This is a genomic window from Paenibacillus sp. CCS19 (assembly GCF_033239625.1).
GTDB lineage: Bacteria > Bacillota > Bacilli > Paenibacillales > Paenibacillaceae > Paenibacillus_T.
Genome location: NZ_BTCK01000005.1, coordinates 46511 through 62031, shown reverse-complemented (window position 1 = coordinate 62031; position 15521 = coordinate 46511). Strand labels below are relative to the sequence as shown.

Genomic DNA, 15521 nt, shown 5'->3' with positions numbered 1-15521 from the left:
TAAAGCTCGGCTCAACCGAAGCTTTGTATTCATCCGACAATTATAGCACAACACCGCTTCTTCATAAACTGTTTTGCAGTGGAAAGAGACGGCAGCCGCACCCAAACGGTCAGCCTGACTACAATTTACTACACTTTGAAAGACTGAACCGCAGCCGCAAGCCCGTCCGCAGCTGTCTTCATCGTATCGGAAGTACCTTCGACTGCTTTCATCAAATCAAGCTGACGCTCCGCCGCTGAAGATGCCGAGGAAGCCTGGACTGCAGAGCGCTCCGCAATGCGTTCCAGTTCATCAAGCGAAGCCGCAATCTGCTCGCTGCCTGCCGACATCTCTTCCGTTGAAGCCGATACCTCTTGCATCTGACTAACGAGCGTATAAATGCCTTCCTCGATATGACGGAACGATTCGCCCGCTTGTGCGGCGATCGCCATTCCTTCTTGCGCTTCCTGCAGGGAACGCGTAACCGAATGCGCCATCGCATTCGTACGAAGCACGATACTGCCAAGCATATCGCTCACCTGCTGGGACGACTCGCCCGCCCGCTCCGCCAGCTTGCGAATTTCTTGTGCAACGACGGCGAACCCGCGTCCTTGCTCTCCTGCGCGCGCCGCTTCGATCGACGCATTCAACGCGAGCAAATGCGTCTGTGCCGCAATATCGCTAATGAGATCCATAGCTTCCCGAATATTACGATTCCCTGCTTGCAGCGCTTCTACTTCCGCAGCCGCTTGAACGAGCCGCTCTTCGATGGCATTCATCTGGGCGACCGTGCTGTCGATCGTTCCCCCGCCTGTCGTCGCCTTCTCCGACGTCTCCTGCGCGAGATCCGCTACTTGCGATGCCGACTCCGCAATGCGCTGAATGCCGATCGTAATCTCGGTCATCGCCCGCTGGCTTTCCTGTGAGCTCTGCAGCTGCATAGCCGAACCCGCAGCGACCTCTCTTACAGCCTCCGCCACGATACGCGTTTGCGTAGAAGAGTCTGCTGCGTGATCATGCACCGAATCCGCGCTGCTGTTCACCGATTGCGTTGAACGCTGAACACTCTGGATAAGGCCATTCAAATTCGCAATCATGTCATTGAATGCAGCGGATAGTCTGCCTATCTCATCGCCCGATCGCACAGGTGCAGATACCGTCAGATCGCCGCTTGCTGCCTGCTCCGACAATCGCGCTATGCGTTTGAGGGGAGCGAGCATTCTGCGAAGGAACAACACGATAAGAATAATGCCGACCACTTCGGTACTGACTGCAATGACAGCCTCTCGCTTCAACATTGTATTCAGCTGCTCTTCCATGTGAGATGGATCAAAGTCGAGCTGGAACAATGCAATCGTGTCTCCCTTGCTGTTCTTCATCGGCTGCAAATAAGTGAGCCAATTCTCGCCATTCTCAAGCTCGGACTCAAATACGGCAGCTCCGTCCGCCTGAGCGATATCCCAGTTCTGCTTGAATTCGTCCGATGCCGTGAACGGATCGCCCGCCTTCGGCCCTTGACTTTCCGTTTCAGTGGAGAGCATATATGTCATCGATTCGTTATTATCATTCGGCACCAACACATAAACATGGTTGACATTGACTTCCTTGGACAACAGCTCGGCAATTTCATACAGCTTCTGATAAGAGCGGTCCAATGTGAACGGCTGATCCTTCTTCATTTTCTCTATGACAGATGTGAGCCCTGCCTCTTCCGGAATGAACTGCTGCTCCATTAACCGGCCGGAATCATGCAGATGATCGAAATACGTGCTTTTATCCCGTGCGCTATTCTCTGCCACCATGATACTAACGACAATGATGATGAACCCTGCCATGACCAACGAACTCTTCAGCACAAGCCCCATGTTGCGAAACCACTTCATGCTGTAACCGCCTCCTGTTGTAGGAAAATAGTACTACCCTAACTCTTGATAACGGCGGTGAAATCCGTTTTAATTAGTGCTTTCTTCGATAAATACAAATCAATCTACAATGAATACAAAACTCAAAACTTATGTATACAAAAAAAGAACGCCATCCCAGCAAACCGCGCTGTTATGGCATTCTTATTGCTTAATATCGTGCAAAACAATCGCTTATACGTTGAAACGGAAGTGCATAACGTCGCCGTCCTGCACGACATATTCCTTGCCTTCGAGGCGAAGCTGACCCTTCTCCTTCGCTGCGTTCATGGAGCCAGCGGCTACCAGATCGTCATAGGAGACAACCTCTGCACGAATGAAGCCGCGCTCGAAGTCGGTATGAATGACGCCTGCCGCTTGCGGCGCCTTCATCCCTTTGCGAATCGTCCATGCGCGAACCTCTTGCACGCCAGCCGTAAAGTACGTATACAGGCCAAGCAGCTTGTAAGCTGCATTGATCAGACGATCCAAGCCGGATTGCTCAAGACCGAGTTCCTCGAGGAACATCGCCTTATCTTCGCCTTCAAGCTCTGCAATCTCCGACTCGACCTTCGCGCTGATCGGCACAACGACTGCGCCTTCTTCCGCTGCGAATTCACGTACGATTTTGACGTATGGATTATCATCCGAGTTCGCCGCTTCCGTCTCGTTCACGTTCGCTGCGTACAGCACTGGCTTCATCGTCAGCAGGTGAAGATCACGGACAACGAGACGCTCTTCGTCGCTCAGTTCAACGCTGCGCGCTGGTTGGTCGTTGTACAGAGCTTCCTTCAGCTTCTCAAGCACTTCGACTTCCTGCGCGTACTGCTTGTTGCCGCCCTTCATGTTCTTGCGGGAGCGCTCGATGCGGCGGTCAACCGAATCGATATCCGCAAGAATGAGCTCCAGGTTGATCGTCTGGATGTCGCCCAGCGGATCGACTTTACCGGCAACGTGCGTGATGTTCTCATCTACGAAGCAGCGGACAACGTGTACGATCGCGTCTACTTCACGGATGTTGGCGAGGAACTTGTTGCCGAGTCCCTCGCCTTTGCTTGCACCAGCTACGAGGCCAGCGATGTCAACGAACTCAAATGCTGTAGGAACCGTACGGTTCGGCACGACGAGCTCCGTCAGTTTGACGAGACGCTCATCCGGCACTTCTACGACGCCGACGTTCGGGTCGATCGTACAGAATGGATAGTTGGCCGATTCCGCTCCGGCCTGCGTAATTGCGTTAAACAGCGTCGACTTGCCGACATTCGGCAGTCCGACTATTCCACATGAAAGCGCCATGACGCACAACAACTCCTAATCTCTTATCAATATTGGACATTATACCGCAGCCTGCCGCACATGGAAAGCTTCATGCGTCGGCAGCTCGCATACAGCAGGTTAGGATGCTGGCGCTTGCTGCCCCATTTCGTCTTGCAGCCGCTCCAGTTCGTCAATAAGATCCTGCGTCGGAGGCGTAATCTCTTCGGCCTTCTTGGCTGCCTCCGGCACCGTAACCGTCTGACCGCCATCCCAATCGCTATACTTAATATCCAGCGTCTGATGAAGCGTAGAAGGCTGACCTTTCTCGAATTCGATCGTCAGTTCCATCGCCATCTTCACATCGACCGGCAGCTTCGTTGCCTGGTCCGTCGTCAACTGATAGGTGAAGCTATTCACCTGAATCGTATCCGCAATTTCCTTCGTCATCGTACCGCCGCCGAACGTCCCGCGCAGCACATCGTCTATGATTGCTGTAGCTCCTGCATCCGTGCCGTCCCCGATATAATCGTACTGAAGCTGACCCGCTTCATTGGTGCTCCCCCTCAGCTTGCTTGAAGATGCTTCCAGCCGTTTCACGGGTTCTGACGGCTTCACCTGGTAATCGGACAACGTCTCCTTCACTTCCGGAATAACGGAAGCGGTCATTCGCGTCCAATCATCCGTCGCCATATCATGCATGTAATAGGCATCCGGCGTCAGAATCGTCTCCATCTTCGACTTCTCGCCTGCGTACTCGGAATCGATCGACTGCTTCATCTGGAGCGGCTCACGAACAACGACACCTGTTGTCGTCATGTCCATCGCTTCCTCGTCCATCTTCTGCCCCAGCTTCATCTCGATTGTCCAAGTTTTGGATTTCGCTGCCGCCTCAGCCGACTGCTCAAGCTGCTGTTGAAGCTTAGACGCATCCCCGGACGACGTTGTCTCCTCCGCCTTGTCGGAAGAACAAGCCACCGTCATCATTAGTGTAATGCCAACCGTACATTGCAGCATGAGCCGTATGCCGGCTCTAATCGGTATTCTCATTCGTTCGTACTCCTCCCCTTCTCGATCCTCGCCATCACTCTTAGAATGTCCCAGAGGCCATAGGGGATACTACCCGCAAGGGAGGTGCGACAAACCAATGGAAAACCAATCGCATAAAGGCAATTACAAAGGAACGACTAACATGAAGGCGAAAAACCAGGATATGGCGTTCGTCAACGATACGATCGAAGACGCGAAATCCGTCACCAACTTCTCGGGTAAAAAGAAAAAATCGGATTAAGTAGGATGAACCGACTGCGTGAGCTAGGCAGCGCAGTTATTTCCATCCGATGAAACGACTGCATGGATCATTGCCGTGCTCGTCTTTTGATAAGGTGCATTTCTGCACCTTATTGCGTTCGTGGTAAGGCGGATGGCACCATTTGGTGCATTTCTGCACCTTATTGCGTTCGCGGCGGGCGGGTCGGCACCATTTGGTGCATTTCTGCACCTTATTGCGTCCGTGGTGGACGGGATGGCACCATATGGTGCATTTCTGCACCTTATCGCGTTCGTGGTAGGCGGGATGGCCCTATATGGTGCATTTCTGCACCTTATTGCGTTCGTGGTAAGGCGGGATGGCACCATTTGGTGCATTTCTGCACCTTATTGCGTTCGTGGTGGGCGAGACGACCCCCATATGGTGCATTTCTGCACCTTATCACGTTCGTGATGAGTGGCATGGCCCCATATGGTGCATTTCTGCACCTTATCGCGCTCGCGGTGGGCGGGATGGCCCTATATGGTGCATTTCTGCACCTTATCGAACTAGGCAAAGCATTTAGTTTCATCCTGTGAAGCATACGCATGCGTACAAAAAATCCCCGCCGCGGCAATGCCGCAAGCGGGGATTACTATTGCCGTAGCTTTCCCGTTACTGATTTTACTTATCGCGCAGCGGCGCTTCCTTCAGATCCGCCTTCGACTGCAGGAAACGGAAGAATGCCGTTGCCGCTTCCGCCCGCGTCACCTGTCGCTCCGGCAGGAACTTGCCGTTCTGCAGCGTCATAATGCCTAGGCCAACAGCAATCGCCGCCTGCCCTTTCTGTTCCACCTTATCGCTATCCGAGAACGTGATGTTGAACAGATTGTTATGCTCGGCAAGCGGGTTATAGCCAAGCGCACGCACGATCAGCTCCGCCAATTCCTCGCGGTCCACCTTGCCCTCCGGATTGAACGTGCCGTCACCGACATCGATCAACTGCTGCTGCAGCGCAGTCTCTACATAAGCGAAGTAGCCCGAATCCGCAGATACGTCGTTGAACGAAGCTGCTGCCTCAGCCTTCGCATCCGAAGCATAATAAATCGGCGTCCCTTGGTTCATCGCCAGCACGAGCATCTTGATCATCTCGCCGCGCGTTATGACGGCATTCGGATTCACCTTGCCGTCCTTCAGATCAAGCGCTTTGTAAGCGACCATCAGCTCCAGCTCGCGTTGTGCCCAGTGACCTTCGATATCGCTTGCGCTCTGGCGTTCCAGCGTCGCGTTCGTACCATCATCCGCGTTGATCCAATGGCCAGTTTGCGCGTCGAGCGTTACGTTCTGATCGAGGTTATAGCGCGGTACGAGCTGATACACAAGTTTCGCTTCGCCCTGCGACTTCACTTCATCCGGTTTGATCTCCCCGGCTGCAACCATAACCTTGTATTTCTCAATCGGAATCGGCTGTCCATCCCAGTAGTAGTTGTAATCGGACTGATACGTCAGTTGTACGCGATAGTAATCCATCCAAGCGTCCGCAGCCTTCGCATCGCCGATAACGGACGGCGCCTTAGACGGATACTCTAGTTCAGACGTGTTGGACCAGTAGCTCTCCACCGAGCCGTCATAGGCATTGATCGATACTTGAACCGATTCCATATCGACAGGCACGCCACCCACTTTGCGGATCGCATTAAAGTAGTAGCTGCCGATTTGTTCCGGCTTCTTATCCTCGTAATTAGACGTATCGTATTCCATCAAATAATACTGGTCGGCCAGCCAGCCCAGCTGCTTGCCCAATACTTCAATCGCTTTCGTCCGTGCTGCCGCATACGTAACACCCGTCCCCTCATTGGAAGACTTGTATGCCGAGTAACTGCGAACCTCTCCCGTCTGCGCGTCTACCTGCGCATAGATCGAGCTGCCGCCGCGCTTCTCATCGTTATCCCCTACCGAATAGGAGAGCTGCCAGTAGGCTCTGTTCTTGCCGGTAACATCATCCGCATACTCCCCGTATTGCGAACTTGTAAGCTTCGCATCTTTCGGAATGCCGAATGCGGCGTCGACCTTAGCGGCCGCCTGATCCTTCGTCAGCGAGCCATCGTCAGCCGGTTTGCTGCCAAGCGGCTTCGAGCTGATCTGCGTCTCCTTGCCAGGTTTGCTCTGCGAGCCAACCGTCTCGCCTGTAATCGCCGATATTGCAACAGCCCCCGTATTATAGACGAGCAGCGGCTTGCGCGGCTTCATTTGATAAGGAACGATGTACGCTAATGTCGGCTTCAAAGCTTGTTGCAGCTTCGCCGCCGCTTCGTCGCCTGTGAGGGCAGGGGCAGCTTTGTCGAATTTGACGGTGTCGTCCCAATAGCGGTTGTAGCTTAGCACATGGCCTTCGCCATCGATTTGCATTTCGATGTAGTTCTCTACAAAAGGAATACCATTCACGAGTCGGTCGAACCGGATCGAATGGACAACCTGGCCTGTAAGCGGCGGCTTCTCGTCGACGCCGACGTACGCGTTAATCTGAATCTGATCTTTGTAAGCCGCAGCCACCTTGGCAATGAACGATTGCGCGACTTTCGCCGCTTGTTCGCGATCCACCTTCGGCGGATAGACAGGCTTCACGTTGGAAGTGTCGGTATAGCTGTTGTAGCCGATCAACTCGCCATTGTCAGCGTCAATCGTTACATTGATCGTACCGAGCGTGCGCTCCTTCACTTGGTACGTGTAGCTCAAGCTCCATACGCTGTACAGACCGCTGGAGCGGAAGGACGAGGACAGACTCGCGCTTTGCAGCTTGAACGTTTCCGGGATGCTTACATATTTCTGAGCGAGTGCAATCGCTTCTGACTTGGTGATCTCCGTATCAAGATTCGTCGGATCCGTCGTTGGCAGCCCTTCTGCCGATGACGAGGTCGCTCCCGCGCCTGTCGATGAATCACTTGCTGCAGGCGTCGAGACCGGAACTGCGGCGTTCGTTGCTGCGAAAGCGCCTGCCGGCAGCGAAAGAGTAAGCGCTGTTGCGGTTGCCAGCGCTACAAGCTTGCGCGTGTGCAGCTTCGCGCGTTTCTTGTTCTTATTGGACTTCGTGGACATTCCATGAATCCCTCCCGTTATATTCGGTACAGCTGGAAATGATCGCTTTACGTTCCAATCTGATTAATTCAACGCTGAAAGGGTGGAAATAGTTGCTGGAAATCGCGGATTTTTTATGATAAAGCCTCTATCGCAGCCTTTCGAAGATGAGCGACCGCGTTTAGAGGTAGGTTTTAACGCCAATAAGAATTTGTTTTTTCGAGTGACGCGAAAACTTATACATTCTTATGTGGTAAAACAAAAAGCCTCCACTCTGCTCTTGCGAGCAAAATGAAGGCTGTTGCTGATACGATTCAAGATTACACGATTACGTCAACCTTACAGGTTGTTCGCGATTCTTGCTTTGAGCGAATCCTTCGATTGCAGACCAACGAGTTTGTCGACTGGCTGGCCGTCCTTGAACAGGATCAGCGTAGGAATGCTCATGACGCCGAACTGGGAAGCCAGTTCAGGCTGTTCGTCAACGTTGATTTTGCCGATCGTAGCTTGACCTTCAAGCTCCGTCGCAAGCTCCTCAACGATTGGAAGCTGCATTTTGCAAGGGCCGCACCATGGCGCCCAGAAGTCCACGAGGGAAACGCCGCTCTCGATGCTTTGCGTGAAGTTGTCTTTCGTCAGTGTAACTGCCATATTGTATCATTCCTCTCCTTGTTATCTTGTATGGAATGGGGGGTACCCGTCATACCGCTAAACTTAACCGCCGACTGCCAGTTGGTTGTCTACTCGCAGTCGCTGCATTCCCGAATCTGTCCAAGCACATCACGAATCGTAATGGCATTGAAATGAGACTCCAGATGCTTCTCGGCTGTGCAGAAAATGCCGAACATCACTTCGTTCATGTTCGACCCGACAACGCAATCCATATCCGGGTTGCCCGAGCACCAGCTTGGCATGAGCGACCCTTGCGCCATAACGCGATAAATATCGCCAAGCGTCACCTTGTCGGGCTCTGCTGTAAGCCTGTACCCGCCGCCCGCGCCTTCGCGCGTCGCAACGTAACCCGACTTGCGCAGCGTGCTCATCACCTTGCGGATTCGGGCGGAATTCGTGTTGACATTGTCAGCCAGCATCTCGCTCGAAGCCATACCGTCAGGCAAATAAGCCAAATAAACCAAACTGTGTACGGCTATCGTAAATTCACTGTTCATTTACTGGTTGCCACCCCGCTTCATACTGTAATCATATCAGTTACAGTTATCCCTGTCAAGCCGGCGGCAACCTATATGGTGCTCTCCGAACGGCCGTAATATGCAGATTTGCCGCAACGCCAATCGCTATACGAACGTGAGCGGATCCGGGCCGAAACGGCGTCCTTTATTAAGCGCATCAATCGCGGCTGCATCTTCTTCGGACAGTTCAAAATCGAACAGCGCCGCGTTCTCTGCAAGACGCGAAGGCGTAACCGTCTTCGGAATCGTCACGACGCCGCGCTGCAGATCCCAGCGGAGAATAATTTGGGCCGGCGACTTGCCGTACTTCGCAGCCAGCTCCTTCAGCAGCGGCAGATCGAGATTACCCTGCATGAGCGAGCTCCACGCCTCGAGCTGAATGCCCTTCTCGCGGCACAACGACCGAAGCGACGGCTGCGTCAGCAGCGGGTGGAACTCGATCTGATTGACCGCCGGAATCACTTCGCACTGAGCGAGCAGCTCGTGAAGCTGCGGCTCCAAGAAGTTGCTGACGCCGATGGCACGAACGCTGCCCTCGCGATACAGCTTCTCCAGCGCCCGGTAAGTATCCACGAATTTGCCCTTCACCGGCCAGTGGACCAGATACAGGTCAATCACATCTAGCCCCAGCTTGCGGCGGCTCGACTCGAACGCCTTAAGCGTCGATTCATAACCCTGATCGTCGTTCCACACCTTCGTCGTGACGAACAGCTCGTCTCGGTTCACGCCGCACTCCCGAATCGCACGGCCTACGCCCTCTTCATTATGGTAGAAGGAGGCGGTGTCGATGCTGCGATAGCCGATCTCGACCGCTGAACGAATCGCATTGACCACTTGCTCCCCATCTTTCGCCTGCCAGACGCCAAGTCCAAGCCAAGGCATGCGAACGCCATTGTTCAATGTTACGGTATCTGCGATATGTTTCGGAATGCTCATCGTGGGATCTCCTCTTCCTTTAGCAGTAGTTCAAAAAGTACGCTTTGATATGTTGTAGTCCTACAATCCAGCCTCACAGCTAGAACAAACTTAGCTGCTCTGCATCCGGCTCCTCCGGCTTCGGCAGCGGCGGCACGGGTTGACCCAGCATCGCCATCAACTGACGCGCATTGTCCGCCGCATCCCCGCCCGAGTTGTTGTTGAAAATAACGATAACCCGCTCCGAGAGCCGCTCCAGCCGTATTAGCCTCTCCGCCCATTCCGCGAGCTCAGCTTCGCTATATCGGTATAAGTAACGGACATCGCGCCAATTCGGCGCACTTCCCGACAGCCAGCCTTCCACGTGCCTGCCGTGAAATCGAACGAGCGTCAGCTTCTCGTCGGTCGCTGCTTCTACAATCGGCACACAGCCCGCTCCGACCTGCGGCTCGTCGCAGACGCTGTGAATCCATTCGTCCCGCCTCATATAATCGAGCGTCCGTTCCGTCATATCCGGTTCGAACCAGCTCCGATGTCTGAACTCGAGCATGCACGGGATGCCTGCCATTCGCGCTCGCGCCTCACGAACGACTCTCACATTGTCGCGCGTGCAATCGAACCACGGCGGGTATTGGAACAACGCCGCTGCCAGCTTGCCGGTCTCGATCATCGGCTGCAGCGATTCACGAAATGCTCGAAACATAACGCCTTCGCTTGGGAAAGGAATACGGCCGCGCGTATGACCGGTCATGCCCTGGTAGGCTTTAACGACGAACTGAAAATCGGCCGGCGTATCGCTCGTCCACTTCGAGAGCGTACGCTGCGGCTGTACAGCATAGAACGTGCTGTCCACCTCAACGGCCGGGAACAGGCTGCTGTAGACGGCCAGCTTGTTCTTCGCAGCGCCAGGTGCGGCATACAGCTTATCATGATCGCCCCAGCCCGCTAGTCCGATCTGGATCATCCTTCGCCTTCCTCCCTCACCGCTGACTCACCGACTTTTTCATGAATGAATTCCTTCCATGAATATACTCGAACCGATTGCGGCCTTTCAAGCTCGCCAAGGAAACTGTGCGGGATTTACATGTCATGTGAGCCCAATTTACCGAATAGAATGAAGCAGAACGTGATCCTACTATTGTCCGAAGGTGGTGCTTTCCCATGGTATGGCTGTGGAGTGCGCTGGTTGTAATCGTTCTGGCAGCTGTTATCGTCCTGGTCTCCGTATCCCGCACACGCTGGACGATTCTTCAGACCGAAAGCGACACACGCATTGATCTCGTTGACCGCTTGTACGCGTACTTGAAGTCACAGGGCATCAAATCCAGGCTTACCGGCGATGACAGAGTTCGCACCCTGCAAGTTCGCAAGCAGGATGAAGAACGCGCACGAGGACTCGCGGAATCGTTTCAATCCAAGACTTAAAGCATCAATGGTTTCCCCCGACCTGCCTGCCGAATGTTTGGCATCTGATCCGATAAGCCCCACCCGCCTACTTCGAGCGGTCGCCTCCTACGGCGACCGCTCTTTTCTTGCAGATGGACAGCCATCGCAGAGCGCCGCTAATAAAATAAGCTCTCCCTGCGGCCTCGTTATCGACACGCTGCAGGAAGAGCTTGTTTATGCTTTATAGAATAAATGCCGGTGATGCTTGTTCTAATGTGCGGCCCCGCCGCTTATTTTCAGTCCGATGACGCCGATGATAATCATGCCGATGAACAACAGCTTGCGCCAATCCTTCGATTCGCCGAACAGGAACATGCCAAGCAGGACGCTGCCCGCAGAGCCGATGCCCGTCCAGATGCCGTACGCCGTGCTGATCGGGATATCCCGCAGCGCCATCGACAAGCAGTAGAAGCTTAGGATACCCGAGATCACAGCGCCGACGGTACCCTTCCACTTGCGGAACCCGTCGGACAGCTTCGTGAACGTTACCCCGCTCACTTCGCCGAGTCCTGACAACAATAAAAACAACCAAGCCATGATTACCGCACCTCCTGACGTTCGGACGCCGCAGCCCCGCTATTGTCGACGCTGTCCGTGATGACGGCTGCGCCTTCATCCGTCTCGGCCTGCCCGACAGCCGGCTTCTTATCGCCCGAGATGACCTTCAAACCAATTATGCCGCATATGAGAATCGTAATGAAAACGAGCTTGCCGATTTCCACCGGCTCGTCAAGAAACAGGATGCCCACTAGCGCCGTACCCGCCGTACCAATGCCTGTGAAAATCGCATACGCCGTACCGATCTCAATGACGCGCATCGCCCTGGCGAACAACGCGAAGCTCGCAATAAGCGCCGCAACCGTCAATACGCTCGGCACGATCCGCGTGAACCCATGCGATTCCTGCAGGCCGAACGCCCATGCGATCTCCAGAAAACCGCCTAATATAAGAAATAACCAAGCCATTGCATTAATCTCCTCTCATGATGCCGTTCCACAGCCACACCCACACCGCCTCAACCCGCTGGCGATGCGTCTTCGCATCGTATAATTTGAATTCCACGAGCAAACCGTCGATCAACGCATATACGACGGCAACCTGCCGGTTCAAATCCACTGGCGGAGCGCCCGCCTCTTCCCCTGCGGCGCGCAGCAGACGATGAAGATCGTCCGTAATCTTGTCCTCATAATCCAATATATGCTGTCGCAGCCGTTCCTCCAGTCCTCGCGGCGGCGCAAGCATCACGCGTTTCAAGAACGCCTGCCCAATCGACATCCCTGCAAAATCCGTATAAAAATCAAACAGCAGCCGCAGACGATCCTTCGCGGACAGCCGATGAATCAACTCCTCGTTCATCTTCGTCGTCCACTTCTCCCGCTCCTCGACGATGACGTCTTCGACAAGCGTCAGAAACAGCTGCTCCTTCGATGTATAGTGCGCATAAATAGACGGCGTCTTGATGCCGACTTCCTTCGCAATATCGGACAGCGATGTTCCTTCAAATCCATATTCGGTAAACAGCTTGAGCGCCGTTTGTTGAATGCGATATGCCGTATCGTTCATCGTATGGACCTCGTTTCGATTTGCCTAACGAACGTTAGTTAGTCGTTTCTGTGGATCATTGTAGCCGAGGGGGACTGGGAAGTCAAGAGGCGGACGAAGGTGTGATGCTGCACGATTATTGTTGCATTGAACGAATATTTTGTTGCTTAGGTTCAAAATTTTTAATTGAAAACCAGAAAAAAGACCCCTAAGCGATCAGCCTTCACAGGCGATCCTTACGGGTCTTTTCTAAGAATAGCGCGGGTTCAAGCCGTGCGTTCAGCACAACTTGAATGCTCAATTAATAGCCGAGCTTGCTCTTCGTTTTCTCGAAGATCTCGTTCGCCATATCGGTGTAACGAGTGCTTCCGTTCGCTTCCGCTTGTTTGACGTAAGTGTCCCACTCTTTGCCGATATCGGCTTGGCCGGTAATGAACTTCAGCGTCATCGTCTTCACGAAATCCATCAGCGGCTTGGAGATCAGGTTCATCTCTTCGCTGTCGTCAGCGGATCCCATGATCGGAGGAGCGACTTTACGCGGTTGGCGCAGCGACAGAATGCGGTCGTTGTAATCTTTCTCGCCATCGGACATCTTCGACAGCTTCAGCTTAGCCGAACCGCCGTAAGCGAATACGCCGCCGCCGAAGCCATAGTCGACGTTCAGTTTCTTCTCCGCCGTTGGGTTCAGACCGTTATACGTAATATCGGCGTTAAGCTTGATGTTGCCTTCTGCATCTTTGGAATACGTCTCGCCTTCAACGCCCCACAGGCTCAGCGTGTGCCCTTCTTCGGAGTACCACAGCCAGTCCACAAAACGCAGCATCTGGATGAACTTCTCTTCGCCCAGATCCTTGAGCGCGTTCTGACTGATCATGACGCCGTTCTCCAGACGCGATGCTTCGATCTGCAGCTGACCTTTAGGACCGCCCGGCTGTACGATCATGTACAGATCCGCGTCAGCCACTTGCATCTTCGCCATCATATCCGCCAGGTTCTGATAGTTTCCGTTGATTACGAACGTGTCGCCTTTGTAGAACTTCGCAAGCGCCGCATCGTCTTCCTGCGTGAACGATTCCGGATCCAGAATGCCTTCTTTATACAGCTTGTTGAAGTACGTCACATAGTTCTTGAAATCTTCCGTCGTATCGGCAAAATTGAACTTCTTCTGGTCTTGGTCGAATACCAAGCCGTTGGACAATCCCCAGCCGCCTGTTACGCCATACTCGACAGCTGCGATGTTAAGCGTCGATTCGCCTTTGAAGCGGTCCGACATCACATACTTAGCGCCCGTGAAATCTTTAACCTTCTTCATCGCCTCGTAGAAATCTTCATACGTCCAGTTGCCTTCGTTCGCTTTGACATCGACGCCAGCTTTCTCGAAGACGTCTTTGCGAATGATGTACGAATAACCGCCGCCCGCTACTTCCCACAGTCCCGGAAGCACGTAATATTTGCCGTCATCCTTCAGCTTCGCCTTCAGATCTTCTTCCATGCCCCATTCCTTCACTTGCTTCTGGTAATTCGGCATGTACTGGACATAGTCGCTGATCGGAACGATCTGTCCGCCGGCAACGAATGGACTCTCGTCGTATGTCTTAGGAATGATGTAAGGAGCGTCGCCGCTGTTCACGAGCAGCGTCTTCTGGTTCTCGTACTCCGTTCTCGCCGTGACCGTCAGATCGAAGGATACGTTCGTTTTCTCCTTGATCGCGCTCCACAGTCTCCAGTCTTCCTTGTACGGATAACCTTCGTTATCGCTGAACATCATGGAGTAGCTCACCGGCTCGTCAGAGTGGAACGTTTGATCTTCGCCGAATGTGTAACCGAGCGCTTTCGTTTCTGTGCTGCCAGCCGTTTCTGTCGCACTTGTTTTCTCTGTAGCGCTAGACTCCCCGTTCTTGTCGCTGTCGTTGTCACTGCCGCATGCTGCGAGACCGAGAACCATCGACGCTGCAAGCGCTACGCCAGTTGCCTTCATAAATCTGTTCATACTACGCCTCCTCAACCCATCATCGTTTTTATGAATGATAGAAATGACTGCAGTAAGCTGCGGTCTTTCTGTGAAACCAAAGCGTTGAAAGTTGGTTCGTTACCCTTTGACGGAACCGATCAGCATACCCTGCACGAAATATTTCTGCACGAACGGGTAGATACAGATAATCGGCAATGAAGTTAAGATCATGGCTGTCGATTTGATCGTTGCAGCAATCTGCGTGGCAGCCGAGTCGGACGAGCTGAATTCGTTCGTGCCGATCGCGCTGTCGACGATTTGCCGCAAGTAGAGGGCAACCGGCCAATGGTCCTTCGTCTGCAAATAGAGCGAGGCTTGGAACCAATCGTTCCAGATTGCGACCATGCTGAACAACACCATCGTCGCTAGAATCGGCTTGGAGAGCGGCAGCGTGATTCTTGCGAAAATGCCGTACGTGCCTAGGCCATCCACTCTCGCGGCTTCGTCGACTTCATTCGGTAAACCGGCGAAGAACGTCTTCACTAAGATGACATTGAATGCGCTGATCGCGCCGGGAATGATGATCGCCCAGATCGTATCCCGCATATGCATCATCTGTGCGACAAGCACGTAGTTCGGAATCAAACCGCCCCCGAAGTACATCGTGAACAGGACGAACGGGATGAAGAACTTGTTCAAGCGAAGCTTCTCCTTCGACAACGGATAAGCCAGCATAGCCGTCAAAGATACGGAGATAAGAGTGCCGAGCACGGCGTATAGGATCGTGTTGCTGTAATATTTGTAAAACTCCGGTTTCTGCAAAAGGAGCTTATACGTATTCGCCGTGAAGTCGACCGGAAATAAGGTGACCTTCCCTGCGTAAATGGCAGCCTCCGAACTGAAGGACTGCGCGACCAAATAAACGAAAGGGTAGAGCGTAAAGACGACTACGAACAACATGACCAACGCGTTAAGCCCTTGGAATGTACGATATGAGGCTGAAACCTTCATGCAGGATA

Annotated in this window: 14 protein-coding genes and 1 pseudogene; 2 read left to right on the top strand and 13 right to left on the bottom strand. The window is 53.4% G+C overall.

Going from position 1 to position 15521, the window contains the following annotated elements; translation table 11 throughout:
* Positions 1-128 precede the first annotated feature (128 nt).
* The 3 genes from SBI19_RS06070 to SBI19_RS06060 form a co-directional block, all read right to left on the bottom strand.
* Positions 129-1862, bottom strand: coding sequence for a methyl-accepting chemotaxis protein (locus SBI19_RS06070; protein ID WP_317965988.1), 1734 nt, complete (start codon positions 1860-1862; stop codon positions 129-131).
* A 213-nt stretch (positions 1863-2075) separates the two neighbouring features.
* On the bottom strand, positions 2076-3176 hold the full coding sequence (ychF, locus tag SBI19_RS06065; protein WP_317965986.1) for a redox-regulated ATPase YchF: 1101 nt from the start codon (positions 3174-3176) through the stop codon (positions 2076-2078).
* 99 nt (positions 3177-3275) lie between these two features.
* Entirely contained in the window at positions 3276-4184 is a 909-nt protein-coding gene (locus SBI19_RS06060; RefSeq protein ID WP_317965984.1) for a DUF6612 family protein, read from the bottom strand.
* A 97-nt stretch (positions 4185-4281) separates the two neighbouring features.
* On the opposite strand from SBI19_RS06060, the gene SBI19_RS06055 reads away from it, so the two are divergent.
* Positions 4282-4425, top strand: coding sequence for a hypothetical protein (locus tag SBI19_RS06055; RefSeq protein ID WP_174812874.1), 144 nt, complete (start codon positions 4282-4284; stop codon positions 4423-4425).
* 642 nt (positions 4426-5067) lie between these two features.
* Here the strand turns inward: SBI19_RS06055 and SBI19_RS06050 are convergent.
* The 5 genes from SBI19_RS06050 to SBI19_RS06030 form a co-directional block, all read right to left on the bottom strand.
* Positions 5068-7479: a YcdB/YcdC domain-containing protein gene (locus tag SBI19_RS06050; protein WP_317965978.1), complete on the bottom strand. Its 2412-nt coding sequence runs from the start codon at positions 7477-7479 to the stop codon at positions 5068-5070.
* Positions 7480-7797: 318 nt separating this feature from the next.
* Positions 7798-8109, bottom strand: coding sequence for a thioredoxin (trxA, locus tag SBI19_RS06045; protein ID WP_317965976.1), 312 nt, complete (start codon positions 8107-8109; stop codon positions 7798-7800).
* A gap of 89 nt (positions 8110-8198) precedes the next feature.
* Positions 8199-8627, bottom strand: coding sequence for an RrF2 family transcriptional regulator (locus SBI19_RS06040; protein ID WP_317965974.1), 429 nt, complete (start codon positions 8625-8627; stop codon positions 8199-8201).
* 126 nt (positions 8628-8753) lie between these two features.
* A complete protein-coding gene (locus tag SBI19_RS06035) occupies positions 8754-9584 on the bottom strand; it encodes an aldo/keto reductase (protein ID WP_317965972.1) in 831 nt (276 codons plus the stop codon).
* A 79-nt stretch (positions 9585-9663) separates the two neighbouring features.
* A complete protein-coding gene (locus SBI19_RS06030) occupies positions 9664-10527 on the bottom strand; it encodes a DUF72 domain-containing protein (protein WP_317965970.1) in 864 nt (287 codons plus the stop codon).
* A gap of 197 nt (positions 10528-10724) precedes the next feature.
* Here SBI19_RS06030 and SBI19_RS06025 point away from each other — a divergent pair, with 197 nt between their 5' ends.
* The gene (locus tag SBI19_RS06025; RefSeq protein ID WP_317965968.1) at positions 10725-10988 is read left to right on the top strand and encodes a hypothetical protein; all 264 of its coding nucleotides are present in this window, start codon (positions 10725-10727) and stop codon (positions 10986-10988) included.
* 231 nt (positions 10989-11219) lie between these two features.
* Here SBI19_RS06025 and SBI19_RS06020 read toward each other — a convergent pair whose 3' ends face one another.
* From SBI19_RS06020 to SBI19_RS06000, 5 genes and pseudogenes are all read right to left on the bottom strand, one after another.
* Positions 11220-11546 carry a DMT family transporter gene (locus SBI19_RS06020; RefSeq protein WP_317965966.1) on the bottom strand — a complete coding sequence of 109 codons (327 nt, stop codon included), beginning with the start codon at positions 11544-11546 and terminating at the stop codon, positions 11220-11222.
* A gap of 110 nt (positions 11547-11656) precedes the next feature.
* Positions 11657-11974, bottom strand: a pseudogene (locus tag SBI19_RS06015) (DMT family transporter); the annotation flags it as partial.
* A 4-nt stretch (positions 11975-11978) separates the two neighbouring features.
* Positions 11979-12572: a TetR/AcrR family transcriptional regulator gene (locus tag SBI19_RS06010; RefSeq protein WP_317965964.1), complete on the bottom strand. Its 594-nt coding sequence runs from the start codon at positions 12570-12572 to the stop codon at positions 11979-11981.
* Between the two features lie 280 nt (positions 12573-12852).
* On the bottom strand, positions 12853-14541 hold the full coding sequence (locus SBI19_RS06005) for an ABC transporter substrate-binding protein (protein WP_317965962.1): 1689 nt from the start codon (positions 14539-14541) through the stop codon (positions 12853-12855).
* A 99-nt stretch (positions 14542-14640) separates the two neighbouring features.
* Complete coding sequence (locus SBI19_RS06000; protein WP_317965960.1) at positions 14641-15513, bottom strand: carbohydrate ABC transporter permease; 873 nt, start codon at positions 15511-15513, stop codon at positions 14641-14643.
* Between the last annotated feature and the right edge of the window lie 8 nt (positions 15514-15521).